The organism is Ancylobacter sp. (genome assembly GCF_965249975.1).
Classification (GTDB): domain Bacteria; phylum Pseudomonadota; class Alphaproteobacteria; order Rhizobiales; family Xanthobacteraceae; genus Ancylobacter.
Genome location: NZ_CBDFNE010000020.1, coordinates 368114 through 385426, shown reverse-complemented (window position 1 = coordinate 385426; position 17313 = coordinate 368114). Strand labels below are relative to the sequence as shown.

Sequence of the window (17313 nt, the reverse complement as noted above, 5' to 3'; positions counted from 1 at the left end):
CCTCAGCGCACCGTGACCCGCGCCATCTCCGCCCCGTCGGGCGCGATGACGTGCGTCGAGCAGGCGAGGCACGGGTCGAAGGAGTGGAGCGTGCGCAGAATCTCCACCGGCTCCTCCGGCCGCTCCATCGGCGTGTTCATCAGCGAGGCCTCGAAGGCGCCGATATTGCCCTTGGGGTCGCGCGGACCGCCATTCCAGGTGGTCGGCACCACGCACTGGTAGTTCTCGATCCGCCCGTCCTTGATCTTGATCCAGTGCCCGAGCCCGCCGCGTGGCGCGGCCACGGTGCCGACGCCCTTGGCCTCCTTCGGCCAGGTGGCGGGGTCCCATTTCTCCACATTGGCGGTGGAGCTGTCGCCGGCCTTGATGTTGGCGATGAGGTGGTCGAAATCGTCCAGCATCATCTGCGCGCAGTAATGCGCCTCCAGCGCCCGCGCCAGCGTGCGGCCGATGGTGGTGGGCAGCGCCTGCTGCGGGGTGAGGCTGGTGCCGGCGAGCGCGTTGAAGCGGCCGAGCGAGTCGTCGACCTGCCCCTTCACATAGTCGACGCCATGGGCATAGGCGAGGATGTAGCGGGCGAGCGGCCCGACCTCCACCGCATTGCCCTTCCACCGCGGCGCCTTGATCCAGGAATATTTCGCGCTTTCGTCGATCTCGCGGATATCGGTGCGGGTGCCCTTGGCGTTGGGGCCGAGCTCGTATTTCGGCGAGGTGACGCCGTCCCAGGGATGAAGGCCCTTGTCGGCATTGCCGTCGCCATAGCTGTACCAGCTATGGGTGACGAACTCCTGCACCTGCTCGGGGTCGCGCGGGTCGATGGGGTGCACCTCGTCCCACTTGCCGTTGAGGATGACGCCGCCCGGCAGGCGGTCGGTCTCCTTGCGGCCCTGCACCGCTTCATAGTCGCCATAGTCCATGACGTTGAGGCCGGAGAGGCCGCCGCCATAGAGCCAGCCCTTGTAGAAGGAGGCGATGGCGATCACGTCGGGGACATAGACATTCTTGGAGAAGGCGAAGGCTTCCTGCAGCTTCAGCTTGACGAAGTTCAGCCGCTCCATGTTCAGCGGCGCGCCGGCGGCCATGTTGCCGTCCATGTTGATGGCGCAGGGCACGCCGCCCACCATGTAGTTCGGATGCGGGTTCTTGCCGCCGAAAATGGTGTGGACCTTGACGATCTCCTTCTGGAAATCGAGCGCCTCAAGGTAATGGGTAACCGCCATCAGGTCAGCCTCGGGCGGCAGCTTGTAGGCCGGATTGTCCCAATAGCCGTTCTTGAAGATACCGAGTTGGCCGCTTTCGACGAATTTCTTCAGCCGGTTCTGCACATCGCGGAAATAGCCGGGGCTGGAATTGGGATGGTCGGGGCCGACCATCTGCTGCAATTGAGAGGTCGCCTTCGGGTCGGCCTTCAGCGCGTTGACCGGGTTGACCCAGTCGAGTGCGTGGAGGTGATAGAAATGCACGACATGGTCGTGCCATTGCAGCACCTTGGCCATGATCTCGCGGATCAGGAAGGCGTTGTTGGGGATGCGGATGTCCAGCGCATCCTCGACCGCGCGCACCGAGGTGAGCGCGTGGCAGCCGGTACACACACCGCAGATGCGCTCGACGAAGGCCCAGGCGTCGCGCGGGTCGCGCCCTTTCAGGATCACCTCCAGCCCGCGCCACATGGTGCCGGTGGAGACCGCGTTGCGGATGACATTGTTGGAATCGACATTCACCTCGCAGCGCATATGGCCTTCGATGCGGGTGACGGGATCGACGACGATGCGCTTGCCTGACGTGTCGAGGCTGAAGCCGTTGGGCGTCTGGATGGTCATGCCGCGTCTCCCGTGTGGCTGGAGCCGTTCGAACCATTGCCGTGCTTGTGCTGGGCGCGCTTGAGCGCGCTCACCGCGGCATGCAGCGCCACCGCGCCGCCCACCGCCGCCGCCGCGCCGAGGCCGACCCGGTCAGCCGTGGATTCGATGCCGAAGCCGACGCCGTGCAGGTCGGTGAGGCGCGCATACCAGGAGCCCTTGTCCCAGAAGCCGTCTTCCGAGCAGCCGATGCAGCCATGGCCGGCCTGGATCGGGAAGGAGGTGCCCTCGTTCCAGCGCACGGTGGAGCAGGCATTGTAGGTGGTCGGCCCCTTGCAGCCGACCTTGTAGAGGCAATAGCCCTTGCGCGCGCCCTCATCGTCGAAGGACTCGACGAACTGGCCGGCGTCGAAATGCGGCCGGCGGTAGCATTTGTCGTGAATGCGCTGGGAGTAGAACATCTTCGGCCGCCCCTGCCGGTCGAGTTCGGGCATGCGGTCGAAGGTGAGCATGTAGGTGATGACCCCGGTCATCACCTCGGCGATGGGCGGGCAGCCCGGCACCTTGATGATCGGCTTGTCGGTGATGACCTCGTGCACCGGCGTGGCGCGGGTCGGGTTCGGGCGCGCCGCCTGCACGCAGCCATGCGAGGCGCAGGAGCCCCAGGAGATCACCGCCTTGGCATCCTTCGCCACCATGCGCAGTTGGTCGAGGAAGGGCTTGCCGCCGATGATGCAGTACATGCCATCCTCGTTCAGCGGCGGGTTGCCTTCCACGGCGAGGATGTAGTTGCCCTTGTACTTCTCCATCACCTCCTGAAGGATCGCCTCGGCCTGATGCCCGGCGGAGGCCATCAGCGTGTCGTCATAGTCGAGCGAGATCATCGACAGCACGACATCCTTGGCGAGCGGATGCGCCGAGCGGATGAAACTCTCCGAGCAGCAGGTGCATTCCAAGCCGTGCAGCCACAGCACCGGCGTGCGCGGCTTGGTCTCCATGGCATGGGCGATCTGCGGCACGAATTCCGGACCGAGACCGAGCGCGGCGGCGGTCAGCGAACAATATTTGAGGAAGGATCGGCGGGTGATGCCCTGCCGTCGCATCACCTCATAAAACGTCTCAAGCCCAGCCATGCGGCTCCCTCCGGTGTGCTTGTTGTCCGGCGCGTCGGCGCGCACCGATGGAAGGACAACAGCAACCCGCGTGCCAGCGAGCTTTATTATTCTATTTCAAAAGCTTAGATCACATCGCCGCTACTTTGCCCCGGAAGCGGCGAGACCGCTTTGCGGGAGGAGCGGAAAGCGGCTTACCGCCCGCCGCGCCGCGCATCTTCCAGCCGCGCGGCGGCGACCGCCGCCTGCCCGAGGGCAAGGCCGCCATCATTGGCCGGCACCTCGCCGGGGAGCAGCAGCGTTCGCCCGGAAGACTCCAGCCACGCCACCAGCATCTCCAGCAGCAGCGCGTTCTGGCAGACACCGCCGGACAGGGCGATAGCACCCGCCCCGTGCTGGGCGGCAAGGGAAAGGGCGACGCTCGCAAACGCTTCCGCCACCCCCGCATGGAACCGCCGGGCGATGATTCCCGGCGCGCGCCCCGCCGCCTGGTCGGCACAGGCTGCCTGCCACATCGGGGTGGGGTCGATCTCCATGAGATCACCCATCGGCGCGAGGCCGAAGGGATAGGACGGCACAACTCCCGCCGTCTCCGCCACCGCCTGCAGCGCCATTGCCGCCTCGCCCTCGAAGCTGAGGCGGGACGGCGCGAGGCCGAGCAGAGCGGCCATGGCGTCGAAAAGGCGGCCGGCCGAACTCGCCAGCGGCGCGTTGAGCCCACGCGCGATCATGGCGCGCAGGGTCGCGACCTGAAGCCCCGCGAAGGGCGCACCCGGCACCGCCGCCGGCCCCAGCGCGGCATCGAGATGAGCGAGCAGCACCCGCCAGGGTTCGCGATTGGCCGCATCGCCGCCCGCGAGCGGGATCGGCCGCAGACGGCCCAGGCGGCGGCTGGTCCGGTAGTCGCAGATGAGGATTTCCGCGCCCCAGATGGTGCCGTCCTCGCCATGGCCGAGCCCGTCGAGCGCGATGCCGATCACCGGCCCGCCCTCCAAAGGCCAGCCGCGTTCCGCCATCACGGCGGCGATGTGGGCGTGGTGGTGCTGCACGGCGATCAGCGGCAGGCCGCGCGCTTGCGCCAGTGCGGCGCCGTAGCGGCTTGGCGGGTAGTCCGGGTGTGTGTCGACGGCAATCGCCGCCGGGCGATGGTCGAACAGGGCGGAATAGTCGGCGAAGGCCTGCTCGAAGGCGTCCTGTGTCGCCGGCTCGTCGAGATCGCCGAGATGATGCGACAGCAGTGCCTTGCCGCCGGTGGTGAGGCAGATCGCGCTTTTCAGCGCGCCACCCAGCGCCAGCACCGGGGCTGCCTCCTCGAAGCCCGCCGGCAAAGCGCGCGGCGCCGGGGCCAGGCCGCGCCCGCGCCGCATCACCTGCGGCCGCCCGGCGGCGAACTGCACCACGCTGTCGTCGAGCCGCCGGGCGATGGGGCGATCATGGGTAAGGAAGCCGTCAACGATCTCGGCAAGCCCCACCCGCGCCGCGTCGTCGCGAAAGATTTGAGGTTCGCCGGAGCGGTTGGCGCTGGTCATCACCAGCGGGCGGGCCACCGCCTCCATCAGCCGGTGGTGAAGCGGCGTATAGGGCAGCATCACCCCGAGCCGGTTCTGCCCCGGCGCCACCGAGGCGGCGAGCACGGTCTCCGGGCGCAGCCGCAGCAGGAGGATGGGCGCGGAAGGGTGGCCGAGCGCCGCAATCTCCGCGTCCCCGGCAACGCAGAGCGCCTGCACCATGGCCGGATCGCGCAGCATCACCGCCAGCGGTTTCGTCGGGCGGTGCTTGCGGGCGCGCAGTTCAGCGACTGTGGCCTCGCTGGTCGCGTCGCAGGCGATGTGAAAACCGCCGATCCCCTTGATGGCGAGGATTGTTCCCCCGCACAGCCGCAGGGCGGCGCTCTCCACCGGGTCGCCGTCGACGACCTCCCCGCCCGCCTCCAGCCACAGCCTCGGCCCGCAGTTGGGGCAGGCGATGGGCTGGGCGTGGAAGCGCCGGTCGGCCGGGTTGGCATATTCCGCCCGGCAGGCCGCACATAGGGCGAAGCCGCGCATGGTGGTGGCGGAGCGGTCATAGGGCAGGCCCTCGACGATGGAAAAACGCGGCCCGCAATCGGTGCAGTTGGTGAAGGCGTAGCGGTGCCGGCGCGCGGCGGGGTCGGCGATCTCGGCGCGGCAGGCCGGGCAGGTCGCGATGTCAGCGACGATGCCGACCGACACCGTGCCGGGCGCGCTGGCGGCGATGGCGAAGCCGCTGCCGGCGAAGAGAGGCACCGTCCGCCGCTCGACCGCCTCCACCCGGGCCAGCGGCGGCGCCTCGGCGGCGAGCGCGGCGGCGAAAGCGTCCAGCACCGCCGGTGCGCCCGAGGCGACGATCACCACCGCGTCGCCGCGATTGCTCACCTCGCCGTCGAGCCCGAGGCGCTGCGCCAGCCGCCACACGAAGGGCCGGAAGCCGACGCCCTGCACGATGCCGCGGACGATGATCTCCTCGCTGGGCATGGCGCTGCTCAATGCACCGTGCAGACCATGCAGGGGTCGAAGGAGCGGACGATGTGCTGCACCGCCACCGGTGTCGTCTCGCCCTGGCGCACCGGCGCCCCCACCAGCGCCGCCTCCAGCGGCCCCGGCACGCCGGCGCCATCGCGCGGCGAGAAATTCCAGGTGGTCGGGGCGATGATCTGGTAGCCGGCGATGCGCCCGTTCTCCACCCGCAGCCAGTGCCCGAGCGCCCCCCGCGCCGCCTCGGTCAGCCCTGCAGCCCGCCCATGGCTGGGGAGGCTGCCCTGCGCGCACCAGGGCGCGCCGGGGGTGAGTTCATGCACCCAGCGCTCCATGGCGATGAGCGTACGGGCGGTTTCCACCAGCCGCGCCACGACGCGGGCCAGCACGCTGCCGCCCTCGCTCTGCACGATGTCGCGGATCAGCGGCTGACCATCCACCATCTGCCGGGCGACGGCGCCGGTCTCGAACGGCAGGCCATTAAGGCGCGGGGCCTTGCACCAGCTATAGCCGGTCTCGTCCTCGGCATCGGGTAGGGTCGAGCCGTCGAAGGGATGGTGCGGGCGGGAGCGATGCTCCATCCGCGCATTTGTATGGTCTTCCGCGATCGCGCTCATATCCACCGCGCCCGCGCCGTCCGGAGTGAATATCCCGCGCGCGTAAAGCGGCATCTCGGCGCCGGGATAGGCGCCATAGCTGAGATAACGGTCATAGGCGCGGCCGAGCCGGCCGAGGTCGAGATCGGCGGCGATGTCGAGGAAGAGGCGAAAATCACCCTCCGGACCGCTGGCGCGCCAGCGGTCCAGTTCCTCGCGGGTGGAAAGCTCGGCGACGCGCTCCAGCTTCGCTCCAAACAGCCCCTCTTCCAGCGCCCGCCGCACCGCGCCGAGCGTGGCTGCCAGACGCACCTTGTCGCGCGCGTCGGCGCCTCGCGTCACCCCGCCGGGCTGGATCGCCAGCGTGTGCGGCCAGCGACCGGCGAGCAGGCCGAGCACGTGCAAGAGCGTGGTCCGGGTCTCCAGCGCCTTGCGCACCGCGCTGCCCTGCGCCGCCTTGAAGCGCGCTTCGACGCGCGGGAACCACGGCCGGTCGGCATAAAGGGCGCGGGCGAAGTCCGGCATGAAGAAGACGTGGAAGTGGGTGAGATGGTCGGCCACATTCTCGGTGGCGACGATGAGATTGGTCGCCACCCTTCCATTGTCGGTCGGCGCCAGCCCCTGCACCCCGGCCAGCGCCAAAGCGGCGGCGTGGGATTGCGACACCGAGCAGATGCCGCAGATGCGCGGCGCGATCACCAGCGCGTCGCGCGGGTCGCGGCCCTCCAATATGCGCTCGAAGCCCCGGAACAGCGGCGACGACACGAAGGCCGCCTCCACCCGCCCCTGCGCCAGTTCCAGCCGCACTTCGAGATCACCCTCGACCCGGTTGAACGGGCCGACGACGAGCCGCGTCGTGCCTTCCGCTGCACCATTGTCGCTCATCGGCGCTTGATGTCCCGCACGGCGGGCGGGCGCACCACATGGTCGCTGGTCGCGTTCAGCCGCAGCCGCTCCGGCGTCGCCGCCTTGGCGAGCGAGGACAGCGCCACGAACCACGCCTTCGGCATGTCGGTGGGCAGGCCGACCGGGAAACCGGCGATCTTCGGCGTCTCGACGAAGGCGTGGCCCGGCTCCTCGAATTCCGGCGCGGTGCAGTTGATGCAGGCATAGCCGCCGCGCGTGCAGGAGCCCTCCCCGTTCCACAGACGGGTGTTGCAATCGGCATGCGCCTGCGTGCCGAGGCAGCCGAGATGCTCCATCATGCAGCCGAGATCGGACATCTTCTCCGCGCTGGCCTTGTACTCGTAATATTCGTTGCGCGGGCAGCCATGATGCACGAGGTGGTCGGCATAGAAGCGCGGGCGGCGATAGACATCGAGATCGTCCGCCCCCAGCAGCCCAACGGCGAGCAGCATCAGTGTTTCCGTCACCCAGTTGGGGTGCGTCGGGCAGCCCGCGACATTAATGACCGGCAAGCCGGAGCGGGAGCGAAAGGCGGCGCCCAGCGCCCCGCCCTCGCGGCGCCCGTCATATTGCAGGCCGCAGGCATCGGTGGGGTTGGCGCCGGCGGCGGTGACGCCGCCATAGGCGGCGCAGGTGCCGACCGCCACCACATTCTCTGCCACCGCCGCCAGCCGCCGCACCCAGTCGATGGTGGGAACGCCCGTGCCGGCGAGGATATGGAAGCGCCCGGTATCCTTGGGGCCGCGCAACATGGCGCCTTCCACGCACAGGGCGTCGAGCCGGAGCGTGCCGTCGAGCACCTGTTCGAACAGCGCCACCGCCTCCGCCCCGGTCTCCTCGGAAAGGGTCGGGTGCCAGAGGAAGCGGATATTGGCGCTCTCCAGCGTGGTGGCGAGGTCTGGCGCCTCCGCGCACAGCATCGACATGGTGCAGCCGCCGCAGCCGCCGGACTGGATCCACAGGACGTTGAAGGGCGTGGGTTCGGGGGGAACGGGCACCGGCTCAATCTCCCTTCGCCGCGCTGGCGGCCGGCAGCGTCAGCGTCATTACGGCGCCGCCGTCAGAATGGTTGGCGGCTTCCAGCGTGCCGCCATGCTCCTGCACGATGCCATAGCTGATGGAAAGCCCGAGCCCAGTGCCCTTGCCCACCGCCTTGGTGGTGAAAAACGGGTCGAAGATGCGCGAGGCAATGTCGGGGGCGATGCCCGGCCCGGTGTCGCGCAGGGTGAGCGTGACCACCTCACCCGCCCGGCCGGTGATGTCCAGCCGCTGCACGGGCTGGCCTTCCATGGCATCGAGCGCGTTCTGCACCAGATTCATGAGCACCTGATGGATATGGCCGGGATGGCCGACCACCACCAGTCCGTCGCCGAGGTCGAAGCACGTCTCGATCGCCGGCCGTTGCGCCTTCGCCACCCATTCAAGCGCGGAGCGGACCAGCGGGGCGAGGTCGAACGCCTCCCAGGCCTCGCGCCGCTCGGAGGAGAAATGGCGCAGATCGGCGACGATGTCGCGCACCCGCTCGGCGCCTTCCAGCATGCCGTCGAGCGTGCCGGCGATATTGGCCAGCGTCGTGTCGATCTTCAGCTCGGCCTGCAGCGTCGCCAGAGCCGGCCCGCTCACCCCGCGATGCACGGCGTCGAGATAGGTGGTGAGCCGGGCGCCGTAGCGCTTCAGCGTATGGGCATTGCCATAGACGAAGGAGATCGGGTTGTTCAGCTCATGCGCCACGCCGGCGACGAGACGGCCGAGCGAGGCCATTTTCTCCGAATGGACCAGCTGCTTCTGCGTCTGCTTCAGCCGCTCATGCGCGGCGGCAAGGTCGCTATAGGCCTGGCGCAACTCGCCGATGGGCCGGCCGACCAGCACCATGCCGACCGCACGCCCGCGCGAATCGAAACGCACCGCGCCATTCACCGACACCGGCAGCGGCCCTGCCGGTGTCGCGAAGAGGAGTTCGCGGTCGCTCAGGCGCGCGCGCCGCTCGATGGTGGCGCGCAGATCGTCGAAGGTGGTCGGCGAGTCCGCCGCGATCAGCTCGCGCAGATGCCGCCGCTCCAGATCGCCCGGCGGCCGCTGGAACGCCCGCTCGGCGGCGAGGTTCACCTGCTCGATGCGGCCCGAGGGGTCGCAGGCGATGAGCACGTCGGTCATCGACGACATCAGCCCGGCGATGAAGGTCTGCGCTTCCTCCAGCTCGGCGTTCTTCTGTTCGAGCGCGACCTGCTGGGCGACGAGTTCGGCATAGGTCTCGTCCATCTTGCGGATGACGGCGATCCAGGCATCGTCGGTCTGGCCGGCGAACGGGGCGAGCAGGTCCGCCCCCGGGAGAGGTGCCTGCGTATCCTTCGGCGAACCTTTCGGCGATTGCGACATGGCACCTTCAGCGTCGGTTTCGCGGCACAGTAGAATGCGCCCGCGAGCCCGGCAATGAAACCCTCACCCCTGCCGCCGTTCGGCTCAGCGCGGGCACCTCACAAAGACGCGCCCGGCTCGTGATCGACGAGATAGTCGATCTGCCTTCGACCATTGGCGCCGGGGCGGATGGCGACCTCCACCCCGAACACGTCGCGAATGAGGGCGGGGGTGAGAACGTCCTCCGGCGCGCCGGCGGCGACCAGCCGGCCGGCGGCGAGCACGCCGATGCGGTCGCAGAACAGCGAGGCGAGGTTGAGATCGTGCAGCGCCACGATGCAGGTCACGCCAAGCCGCCGCACCAGCCCGAGAATGGAAAGCTGGTGCTGGATATCGAGATGGTTGGTCGGCTCGTCGAGAATGAGCTCGCGGGGCGCCTGCGCCAGCGCGCGGGCGATATGGACGCGCTGGCGCTCGCCGCCCGATAGCGTGTGCCAAAGCTGGTCGTGTCGCTCGGAAAGGCCGACCCGTTCGAGGGCCGCATCGACGGCACACTCATCCTCCGCGCTCCACGCGGCGAAGGCAGCGCGGTGGGGCGTTCGCCCCAGCCGCACCACGTCGCAGACGGAAAGCGCGATCTCGGTCGTTGCCTGCTGTTCGACAAAGGCGAGACGCCGGGCGAGGTCGCGCCGGCCGACGCCGGCGATGTCCTGCCCGTCCAGCGTCACCACCCCGCTCGCCACCTTGCGCAGGCGGCAGAGCAGGCGCAGCAGGCTCGACTTGCCCGAGCCATTGGGGCCGATCAGGCCGAGCACACGGTTGGGCTCGACCTCCAGCGTCACACCGTCGACAATCAGCTTGCCGCCGGCGCCCCAGCGCACATCATGGGTGGCGAGCGTCATGCCGGCCGCCTCGCGCGATAGAGGATAAGGGCGAAGGCCGGCGCGCCGACCAGGGCGGTGACGATGCCGATGGGCAGGATCTGCTGCGGCACCAATATGCGCGAGAGCACATCAGCGAGGATCATGAACACCGCGCCGATGACGAGGCAGGCCGGCAGCAGCCGGGCATGGCCGGGGCCGACAAGAAAGCGCGCCGCATGCGGAATCACCAGCCCGACAAAGCCGACCGTGCCGACGATCGCCACCATGGTGGCGGTGAGCAGCGCGGTGGTCGCCAGCAGCACCAGCCGCACCCGGACCACAGGGATACCGAGCGAGGCCGCCGCGTCGGCGCCGAAGGCGAAGGCGTCCAGCGCCTTGGCGTGGACCATGCACACGAGGAAGCCGAGCAGCGCCACCGGCGCGGCCACAAACAGATCCGGCCAGCGCACCCCGCCGAAATTGCCGAGCAGCCAGAACATCACGCCCCGCGCCTGTTCGGCGCTCGCCATTGTGGTGACAATGGTGGCGGTGGCCGCGTTGAACAGCTGCGAGCCGGCGACGCCGGCCAGGATCACCCGGTCGCTGGCCCCACCCGCCCCGGCGGCGAGCAGGCCGACCAGCACCAGCGCCGCCACCGAGCCGAGAAACGCCCCGCCGGACAGGCCGAGCGTAGCCCCGCCAAAGCCGAGGATCATCACACACACCGCCCCCGTGGAGGCGCCGGCCGAGACGCCGAGAATATAGGGTTCCGCCAGCGGATTGCGCAGCAGCGCCTGCAGGATCGCGCCGGAAAGCGCCAGCGCGCCACCGCACAAGGCCGCCATCAGCGCCCGGCTCAGCCGGTACTCGAAGATCACCCCCTGCTGGATGGCGCTGACGGGATAGCCGAGATCGAACAGCCCGTTGCCGAGCGCGCGGAAGGCGACGGCAAGCGGAATCGGCATTTCGCCCACCGTCACCGCCAGCGCGACGGCGCTGACCAGCGCGGCGAGGGAGAGGCCGGCGAGGGCAAACCGCGCCGGCCAGTTCGGCCCAATGGCGAGGTGGCTCAATGGACCAGACCGAAGCCCTGCACCGCCGCGGCGATGGCCTCCAGGCCGTCCACCGTGTCGAGCCCCGGCCTTGTGGCCGCGACATCGACGATGACGATGCGCCCGTTCTTCACCGCAGAGAGCTGGCTGGCCACCGGGTCGGTCTTGAGGAAGGCGAGCTTGGCGTCGATGTCGTCGGCGGGAAAGCGGCGGCGGTCCATCTTCACCAGCACCAGCACGTCAGGGTCGTTGGCGGCGATGGTTTCCCAGCCGACCAGCGGCCATTCCTCCTCCGTGGTGATGATGTTGCGGGCGCCGAGCTGTTCCATCACATAGGCCGGCACGCCGTTCTTGCCGGCGAGAAAGGCGTCGCCCTTGATCTCCTTGCTGGAGAACCACAGCGCCATGGACATGTCGCGGCCCTTCAGCGATGCGACGGTGCGCGTGGCGGCTTCCTCGCGCGCCTTCAGCCGGGCGACCAGCGCCTCGGCGCGGTCCGACACGTCGAAGATGGCGCCATATTCGCGGATGTTCCGGTAGAGCAGTTCGGTCGAATACATCTGCGTGCGCACCCCGTCGCCGGCGCCGCTATTGTCCTTGCCGACGCAGTCGGTGGGCGAAACATAGACAGGCACCTTCACCCCGTCGAAGCGCCCGCGCGTACCGACAATCCCATTGGGGCCGATGTGCCATTCATACATGGCGACGACGAGGTCCGGCTCCTGCCCGACCACCGCCTCGAAGCTCGGATCATTGTCGGCGAGCCGCTTCACCCCGGCATTCACCGCCTCATAGGGCTTGGCGACCGGGCCGAACCACAGCGCGCTGGCGACCACCCGGTCGCCGAGGCCGAGCGCATAGAGGATTTCCGTCTGCGCCTGGCCGATGCTCACCACGCGCTTGGGCGCGTGGTCGATCACCACCTTGGAGCCGCAATTCTCCAGGGTGAGCGGATAGGTCGTGCCGGCGAAGGCCTGCGTCATGCCCGCACCCGCGAGCAGGCCAAGCGCCACGGCGAGGCCTTGGGCCGAGCGACGGAGAAGATGAGAGGTCGTGTTGAGCATTGTCACCGCTTCCTGAACAGGAAGACGGGAAGCGTAAAGGAAACCGCCCGGGCGGGAGCGACTCGCACTCCCGCACGAAAGGCAACCTTCGGAGCACCCCGCCCGAAAGATTGTGTGCGATCAGGGCAGGTCTCCTGGCTCGCGGGTCGACGCTGGCTCCGCCCGGCCTTCCCAGCGCCCGGCCAAAACCGGGACACCAGTGGACGATGGGCAGAGGGCTCGCCGCTTACAGTTGCGGGGGCAGCCTCGGCTTTGGCGCGGAGCGCCTCACCGAATTCCCTCTTAGCTTCGGGCGAGGCGCCCGAAGAACCGTGATCGACCGCGACCGTAAACGCTTCGCCCCCGCCGTCAAGGCCCGAAGGAAGGGGCGAGAGCCGCACCGGCCTGCCCGCCGCCGGCCCTCCGGCCACGTCATCGCAAGTGATATATTATATCATTTATGCCGGCAAGCCCGGACGCATGCCGAGACGCGATGGACCCGGCGAAGGTGGGTCCGGCCCGGCGCGGCCAGAGCGCAGCCGAAAGTTGGCGTCGGGCGATCTTGCCCGCCTTCGAGCGAAATATCATAGTCGCACCAGCAGATTCCCCTACCGTCGGCAGCGCCGGGCGGGAGCCTCGATCCCGCACCGAAGAACGGGCGCCGCCTGGCAGCCCCGTCATGTCTCTCCCAAGGGCCCGCCCATGCCGCGCAAGCCGACAAACATCATCTATTCGGCCAATGAGAAGCCGCCGGCCGGCACGGTGCTCATCCTCGGCGTCCAGCACGCCACACTTGCCCTGCTGTTCATCGTCTATCCGCTCGTCGCCGCCGCCGAGGCGGGGCTGTCTTTCGACGATACCCAGCTCTTCATCACCAGCTGCATCATCTTCATGGGCATCGCCACGCTGCTGGAATGCCTGCCCAAGCCCGGCGCGGGCATGCTGCTGGTGCAGATTCCGAACATGGCGCACATGCCGCTGGCGGTGCAGTCTCTCGCCGCCGGCGGGCCGGCGCTCTACGCCGGCATGAGCCTCGTCGCCGCCATCTCGCAGCTCACCCTGTCGCGGTTCATGCGCGCGCTCAGGGCCGTGTTCCCGCCGGAAGTGTGCGGCGTCGCCGTCACCATGCTGGGCGTCGCCCTCGCCGATCCGGCGCTGCGGCGGGTGTTCGGCATCTCCGGCGAGATCACCCCCGATCTCGATCTGCGCTATGCCCTCGTCAGCTCGGTCACGCTGGTCATCATCGTCGGCCTCGCCATCTTCTCGCGCGGCATGCTGCGTCTGTTCGCGGTGGCGATCGGCGCCGCGATCGGCTGGATTCTGGCGGCCTATCTCGGCGTCGCGCCGGAGCCGAATGCCAGCTTCGCCACCCTCCCCTATATCGATCTGCCGCATGTCGGCTGGCCGGGCGTCAGCTTCTTCTCCTGGGCGCTGATCCCGGCGGCGATCATCACCGGCGTGCTGTCCGCCGTGGACATGGTCGGCACCGTGGTGTCGATGCAGCGCATGGACGATGCCGACTGGCGCCGCGCCGATCTCGACCAGGCCGGCCGCGCCATTCAGGCCAACTGCCTCGGCGATATCGGCACGGCCCTCACCGGCGGGTTCGCCAGCGCCTCCTCCTCGGCCGCCGTCGGCGTCGCCTTCGCCACCGGCACGACCGCGTGGCGGGTGGGCGCCGTCTCCGGCATCCTCATCATCCTCGCGGCCTTCTCGCCCCGCCTCATCGGCGTGCTCACCATCATCCCCTCCCCGGTCATCGGCGCCATCCTCATCTATGCCGCCGCCTTCCTCACCGTGGCGGGGATGGAACTCATCCTGTCCCGCCGCCTCAGCGACCGGCGCATCTTCACCGTCGGCCTCGCCATCCTCACCGGCCTCGCCGTGGCCATTCTCCCCGGCCTTGTCGGCCTCACGCCGGAATGGGCGCAGCCGATCCTCGAATCGCCGCTCTCCATCTCCACCGCCGTCGCCATCGTGCTGAACCTGATCTTCCGCATCGGCATCCGCCAGGAAGCCTCGCGCGAGGTGACGACGGCCGACAACCCCTTCACCGTCGCCACCGAATTCCTCGAATATCAGGGCGACCTGTGGGGCGCGCGGCGCGATGTCATCGCCATGGCCATCCCGGTCGTTGCGGAAGGGGTGGAGATGCTGCTCGACACCGGCGTCGCGCCGGGCAAGCTGGAGGTGCGGGCGCATTTCGACGAGGAGAATTTCGACGTGGCGCTGCTCTATGAGGGCGAGGCGATCACCATTCCCGACCATCGCCCCTCGCCCGAGGACCTTCTGGGCGACGCCCACGCCGTCGCCCGCTTCGTCGGCTACATGCTGAGCAAGCGGGCCGACAGGCTCGTGCTCGGCACGGACGGCGCCCGGCAGAAACTGACCCTGCGCTTCGAGCACTGACCGCATCGCCGGGCCCCAAGCCCGGCGCTTGCACGGTTTTGGCTTTGTCGATAATCCTCTTGCATCCTCGCGCGGACGGACTGGCAGGCGCTGGACCGCGCGGCCTCCCCGATGCCGCCGCCCTCCCAAATTCTGGAGCCGAGCCTTGATACATATCGACCGCATCGTCGAGGGCGCCGTCGTCATCACCGCCGTCAAGGGACGGCTGGACAGCAGTTCCTCGCCCAAGCTGGAGGAATTCCTCATCGACGCCGCGCCGAGCGGGACCGTGCTGCTCGACTTCGCCGAGCTCACCTATATCAGCTCGGCGGGCCTGCGCGTCGTACTCAAGGCGACCAAGCTGCTGCGCGGCGCCGGTGGCACGCTTGCGGTGTGCGGCCTCATTCCTCAGGTGCACGAAGTGTTCGACGTGAGTGGCTTCTCCTCGCTGATCCCGATCCATCCCAGCCGCGAGGCGGCGCTCGCCTCCCTCGGCTGACCACACCAGCGGCACGCGCGGCGGAGCGGGCGATGACCGACATGCGGCTCGATCTACGCCTGCCCAACAACCTGGGCGAGCTCGACGCGCTCAGCACACGGATCGAAGGCTTCATGGAAGAAGCCGGGGTTCCGTCGACCCCGGCCTATCGAGTGCAGCTGGCGGTGGACGAATTCTTCAACAACGCGGTCGATTACGGCTATCCCGACGGCCGCGCGGGCGAGATCGTCATCGAGGTGAGCCGCACCGGCGACCGCCTCCACCTCGTCTTCAGCGATGACGGCGACCCGTTCGACCCCTTCGCCGCGCCGCCTCCCGATCTCGACGGCACTTTGGAAGAGCGGCGCGTCGGCGGGCTTGGCGTGCATCTGGTGCGCACCTTTGCCGACAGCTTCGCCTATGCGCGCGAGAATGGCCGCAATGTGAAGCGCCTCAGCTTCGCGCTTTAGAGCCTGACCCGATCAGGTGAATCGACCTGATCGGATCAGGCTCTAAACAATTGATCGAAAACCTTTTACCGCTCTGCTCTAGCCCACGCTGCGGGCGCGGCGCACCTGCGTCATCCCGTTGACCAGCCGGCGCGCGAGCCAGACGATACGCTCGAACAGCACTGTCATGCGGAACAGCGCGTTCTGCTCCGCGGCCGCCAGATCGCTTTGCGAGGAGAGGCGCTGGCGCAGCTCCTCCATCAGCCGGTCGCGATGGCCGAGCAAGGCGAGCACCACTTCCGGCTCCTCCGCCCCGAGGCTCTCGGCATGGTCGGCGACCGCGCCAAGCAGAAGATGCAGCGCCTCGTTCAGCCGCTGCGCGGTCGGCACATGGCGGACGACAGCGGCCTCCTGCGCGTAATCGCCCAGCGCCTCATGCAGGGCACCGGCGTTGTTGGCGGCATCGTCGAGCAGCAGCGCCACCGCCACCTGGTCGCGGGCCAGCTGCGCGTCGAGCAGCGAGGCGAGATAGGCGCGGATCGCCTCGGTGAGGCTGGCGCCAGCGGTGCGCAGCACCGTGGCGGCCGGCACGGAGGCGTCACCCTCCTCGCGCACATGCTCGATCATCTGCGGCAGGCGGCCGCTCAGGCGCGCCACCTCGCGCGTGGCGAGGTCCAGTGCCGCCTCGGTGTCGCTCAGCGCCTCCCGCAGCAGGAAGGCGGGCTGGGAGAGCGTTTCCACCGCGTTCATCGGCAGCAGCCGCGCCAGGATGCGGCGGGTCGGCGCTTCGAGCAGCGCGGAGGCGATCGCCCCGCCAATCTGCGCCGCCAGGAACAGCAGCGCCAGCACGGCGCCAATATCGCCCTCGGCCGGAAGCAGCGCCGCTACCGCATCAGGCCGCAGCGCCGCGACGACGGCCAGAGCGGCCAGCAGCAGCGATCCGGCGCCCTTCTGCACCACCTGCAGCGCGAAGACGACGCGGCCGGGCCGCGTCTCGCCGGGGATCAGCACGGCATTGTTGATCATCCCCGCCGCATTGGCGCCGGCGATCAGCGGCAGCGCCGTGCCGAAGTCCAGCAGCCCGCCACCGACCGCCGCCACGGCGAGCGCCGCCGCCACCGAGGAGGACTGTGCCGCCATGGAGAAGCCGGCGCCGATCGCCGCCAACAGCCAGGGATTTTCGACCGCCGCTTCCCACCAGGGATGCCCCAGCAGCGCCTCGCGCATCGGGCCGACGGCGACGGAGACGAGATGCATGCCAAACAGCAGCAGCCCCGCCCCGAGCGCGGCGTCGAGGGCGTTGCGCATGCGGTCGCCGCGCACCAGCCGGAAATAGGTGATGAAGCCCACCACGCCGATGACGAGGCCGGCGGCGGTCGAGGTATCGACGGCGACGATCAACGGCAGCAACGAGGTGCCGACATTGGCCCAGCTCGGCGCCAGCAGCGCCGGCCCGTCGGTGAGCACGCCGCCGCGCACGAAGGAAACGACGATCCAGGACACGGCGGTGGAACTCTGGGTGATCATCCCCGCCAGCGTGCCGCTGATCGCGGCGCTGACATTGCCGCGCAGCGCGCGTGCGAAGGCGGCGCGGGTGCGCCGGCCGACCAGCGGCACCAGATTGGCGGAAAGCCCGCGCACCCCGATGAAGAACAGCCCCAGCCCGCTGAACAGAAGCGCGATGGTCGCCATGGGCCTACCTTGTCGTCCGTTGATTATTGGATGGGCGCACGATGAGCGGTTCCTTTGCCGCCTGGCGACGGCAGGAATGCAAGGCGCA

Annotated in this window: 13 protein-coding genes and 1 riboswitch; of the genes, 3 read left to right on the top strand and 10 right to left on the bottom strand. The window is 69.0% G+C overall.

What is annotated here, in order from left to right; genetic code table 11:
- Window positions 1–2: 2 nt before the first annotated feature.
- From ACP2AH_RS19765 to ACP2AH_RS19725, 9 genes are all read right to left on the bottom strand, one after another.
- Window positions 3–1820 carry a nickel-dependent hydrogenase large subunit gene (locus ACP2AH_RS19765; RefSeq protein ID WP_421700630.1) on the bottom strand — a complete coding sequence of 606 codons (1818 nt, stop codon included), beginning with the start codon at window positions 1818–1820 and terminating at the stop codon, window positions 3–5.
- Complete coding sequence (locus ACP2AH_RS19760) at window positions 1817–2932, bottom strand: hydrogenase small subunit (protein WP_244376311.1); 1116 nt, start codon at window positions 2930–2932, stop codon at window positions 1817–1819. The genes ACP2AH_RS19765 and ACP2AH_RS19760 overlap by 4 nt, the downstream gene beginning before the upstream one ends.
- Before the next feature lie 173 nt (window positions 2933–3105).
- Window positions 3106–5403 (bottom strand): carbamoyltransferase HypF, encoded by a 2298-nt coding sequence (gene hypF / locus ACP2AH_RS19755; RefSeq protein ID WP_425107365.1) that lies wholly within the window; start codon window positions 5401–5403, stop codon window positions 3106–3108.
- 8 nt (window positions 5404–5411) lie between these two features.
- Window positions 5412–6884: a nickel-dependent hydrogenase large subunit gene (locus ACP2AH_RS19750; RefSeq protein WP_425107364.1), complete on the bottom strand. Its 1473-nt coding sequence runs from the start codon at window positions 6882–6884 to the stop codon at window positions 5412–5414.
- A complete protein-coding gene (locus ACP2AH_RS19745; protein ID WP_425107363.1) occupies window positions 6881–7903 on the bottom strand; it encodes a HupU protein in 1023 nt (340 codons plus the stop codon). Before ACP2AH_RS19745 ends, ACP2AH_RS19750 begins: the two co-directional genes overlap by 4 nt.
- 4 nt (window positions 7904–7907) lie before the next feature.
- Complete coding sequence (locus ACP2AH_RS19740) at window positions 7908–9281, bottom strand: sensor histidine kinase (protein WP_425107362.1); 1374 nt, start codon at window positions 9279–9281, stop codon at window positions 7908–7910.
- 98 nt (window positions 9282–9379) lie between these two features.
- Window positions 9380–10162 (bottom strand): ABC transporter ATP-binding protein, encoded by a 783-nt coding sequence (locus tag ACP2AH_RS19735; RefSeq protein WP_425107361.1) that lies wholly within the window; start codon window positions 10160–10162, stop codon window positions 9380–9382.
- Entirely contained in the window at window positions 10159–11196 is a 1038-nt protein-coding gene (locus tag ACP2AH_RS19730; protein WP_425107360.1) for a FecCD family ABC transporter permease, read from the bottom strand. Before ACP2AH_RS19730 ends, ACP2AH_RS19735 begins: the two co-directional genes overlap by 4 nt.
- A complete protein-coding gene (locus tag ACP2AH_RS19725) occupies window positions 11193–12239 on the bottom strand; it encodes an ABC transporter substrate-binding protein (protein WP_425107359.1) in 1047 nt (348 codons plus the stop codon). The genes ACP2AH_RS19730 and ACP2AH_RS19725 overlap by 4 nt, the downstream gene beginning before the upstream one ends.
- Window positions 12240–12346: 107 nt before the next feature.
- Window positions 12347–12568, bottom strand: a riboswitch (cobalamin riboswitch).
- Between the two features lie 352 nt (window positions 12569–12920).
- Between ACP2AH_RS19725 and ACP2AH_RS19720 the strand changes: the two genes are divergently transcribed.
- From ACP2AH_RS19720 to ACP2AH_RS19710, 3 genes are all read left to right on the top strand, one after another.
- Entirely contained in the window at window positions 12921–14627 is a 1707-nt protein-coding gene (locus ACP2AH_RS19720) for a uracil-xanthine permease family protein (RefSeq protein WP_425107358.1), read from the top strand.
- A 145-nt stretch (window positions 14628–14772) separates the two neighbouring features.
- Window positions 14773–15105, top strand: a complete 333-nt coding sequence (locus ACP2AH_RS19715; protein ID WP_425107357.1) for an STAS domain-containing protein — start codon at window positions 14773–14775, stop codon at window positions 15103–15105.
- Window positions 15106–15137: 32 nt separating this feature from the next.
- Window positions 15138–15554: an ATP-binding protein gene (locus ACP2AH_RS19710; protein ID WP_425107356.1), complete on the top strand. Its 417-nt coding sequence runs from the start codon at window positions 15138–15140 to the stop codon at window positions 15552–15554.
- 78 nt (window positions 15555–15632) lie between these two features.
- Here ACP2AH_RS19710 and ACP2AH_RS19705 read toward each other — a convergent pair whose 3' ends face one another.
- A complete protein-coding gene (locus ACP2AH_RS19705) occupies window positions 15633–17225 on the bottom strand; it encodes a Na+/Picotransporter (protein ID WP_425107355.1) in 1593 nt (530 codons plus the stop codon).
- Window positions 17226–17313 lie beyond the last annotated feature (88 nt).

Excerpts from the sequence above, each read along its gene's own strand:
- ACP2AH_RS19720 (WP_425107358.1), top strand. The coding sequence starts at position 12,921 with ATGCCGCGCAAGCCGACAAACATCATCTATTCGGCCAATGAGAAGCCG.
- ACP2AH_RS19765 (WP_421700630.1), bottom strand. The coding sequence starts at position 1,820 with ATGACCATCCAGACGCCCAACGGCTTCAGCCTCGACACGTCAGGCAAG.
- ACP2AH_RS19710 (WP_425107356.1), top strand. The coding sequence starts at position 15,138 with ATGACCGACATGCGGCTCGATCTACGCCTGCCCAACAACCTGGGCGAG.
- ACP2AH_RS19735 (WP_425107361.1), bottom strand. The coding sequence starts at position 10,162 with ATGACGCTCGCCACCCATGATGTGCGCTGGGGCGCCGGCGGCAAGCTG.
- hypF (WP_425107365.1), bottom strand. The coding sequence starts at position 5,403 with ATGCCCAGCGAGGAGATCATCGTCCGCGGCATCGTGCAGGGCGTCGGC.
- ACP2AH_RS19705 (WP_425107355.1), bottom strand. The coding sequence starts at position 17,225 with ATGGCGACCATCGCGCTTCTGTTCAGCGGGCTGGGGCTGTTCTTCATC.
- ACP2AH_RS19740 (WP_425107362.1), bottom strand. The coding sequence starts at position 9,281 with ATGTCGCAATCGCCGAAAGGTTCGCCGAAGGATACGCAGGCACCTCTC.
- ACP2AH_RS19760 (WP_244376311.1), bottom strand. The coding sequence starts at position 2,932 with ATGGCTGGGCTTGAGACGTTTTATGAGGTGATGCGACGGCAGGGCATC.
- ACP2AH_RS19750 (WP_425107364.1), bottom strand. The coding sequence starts at position 6,884 with ATGAGCGACAATGGTGCAGCGGAAGGCACGACGCGGCTCGTCGTCGGC.
- ACP2AH_RS19725 (WP_425107359.1), bottom strand. The coding sequence starts at position 12,239 with ATGCTCAACACGACCTCTCATCTTCTCCGTCGCTCGGCCCAAGGCCTC.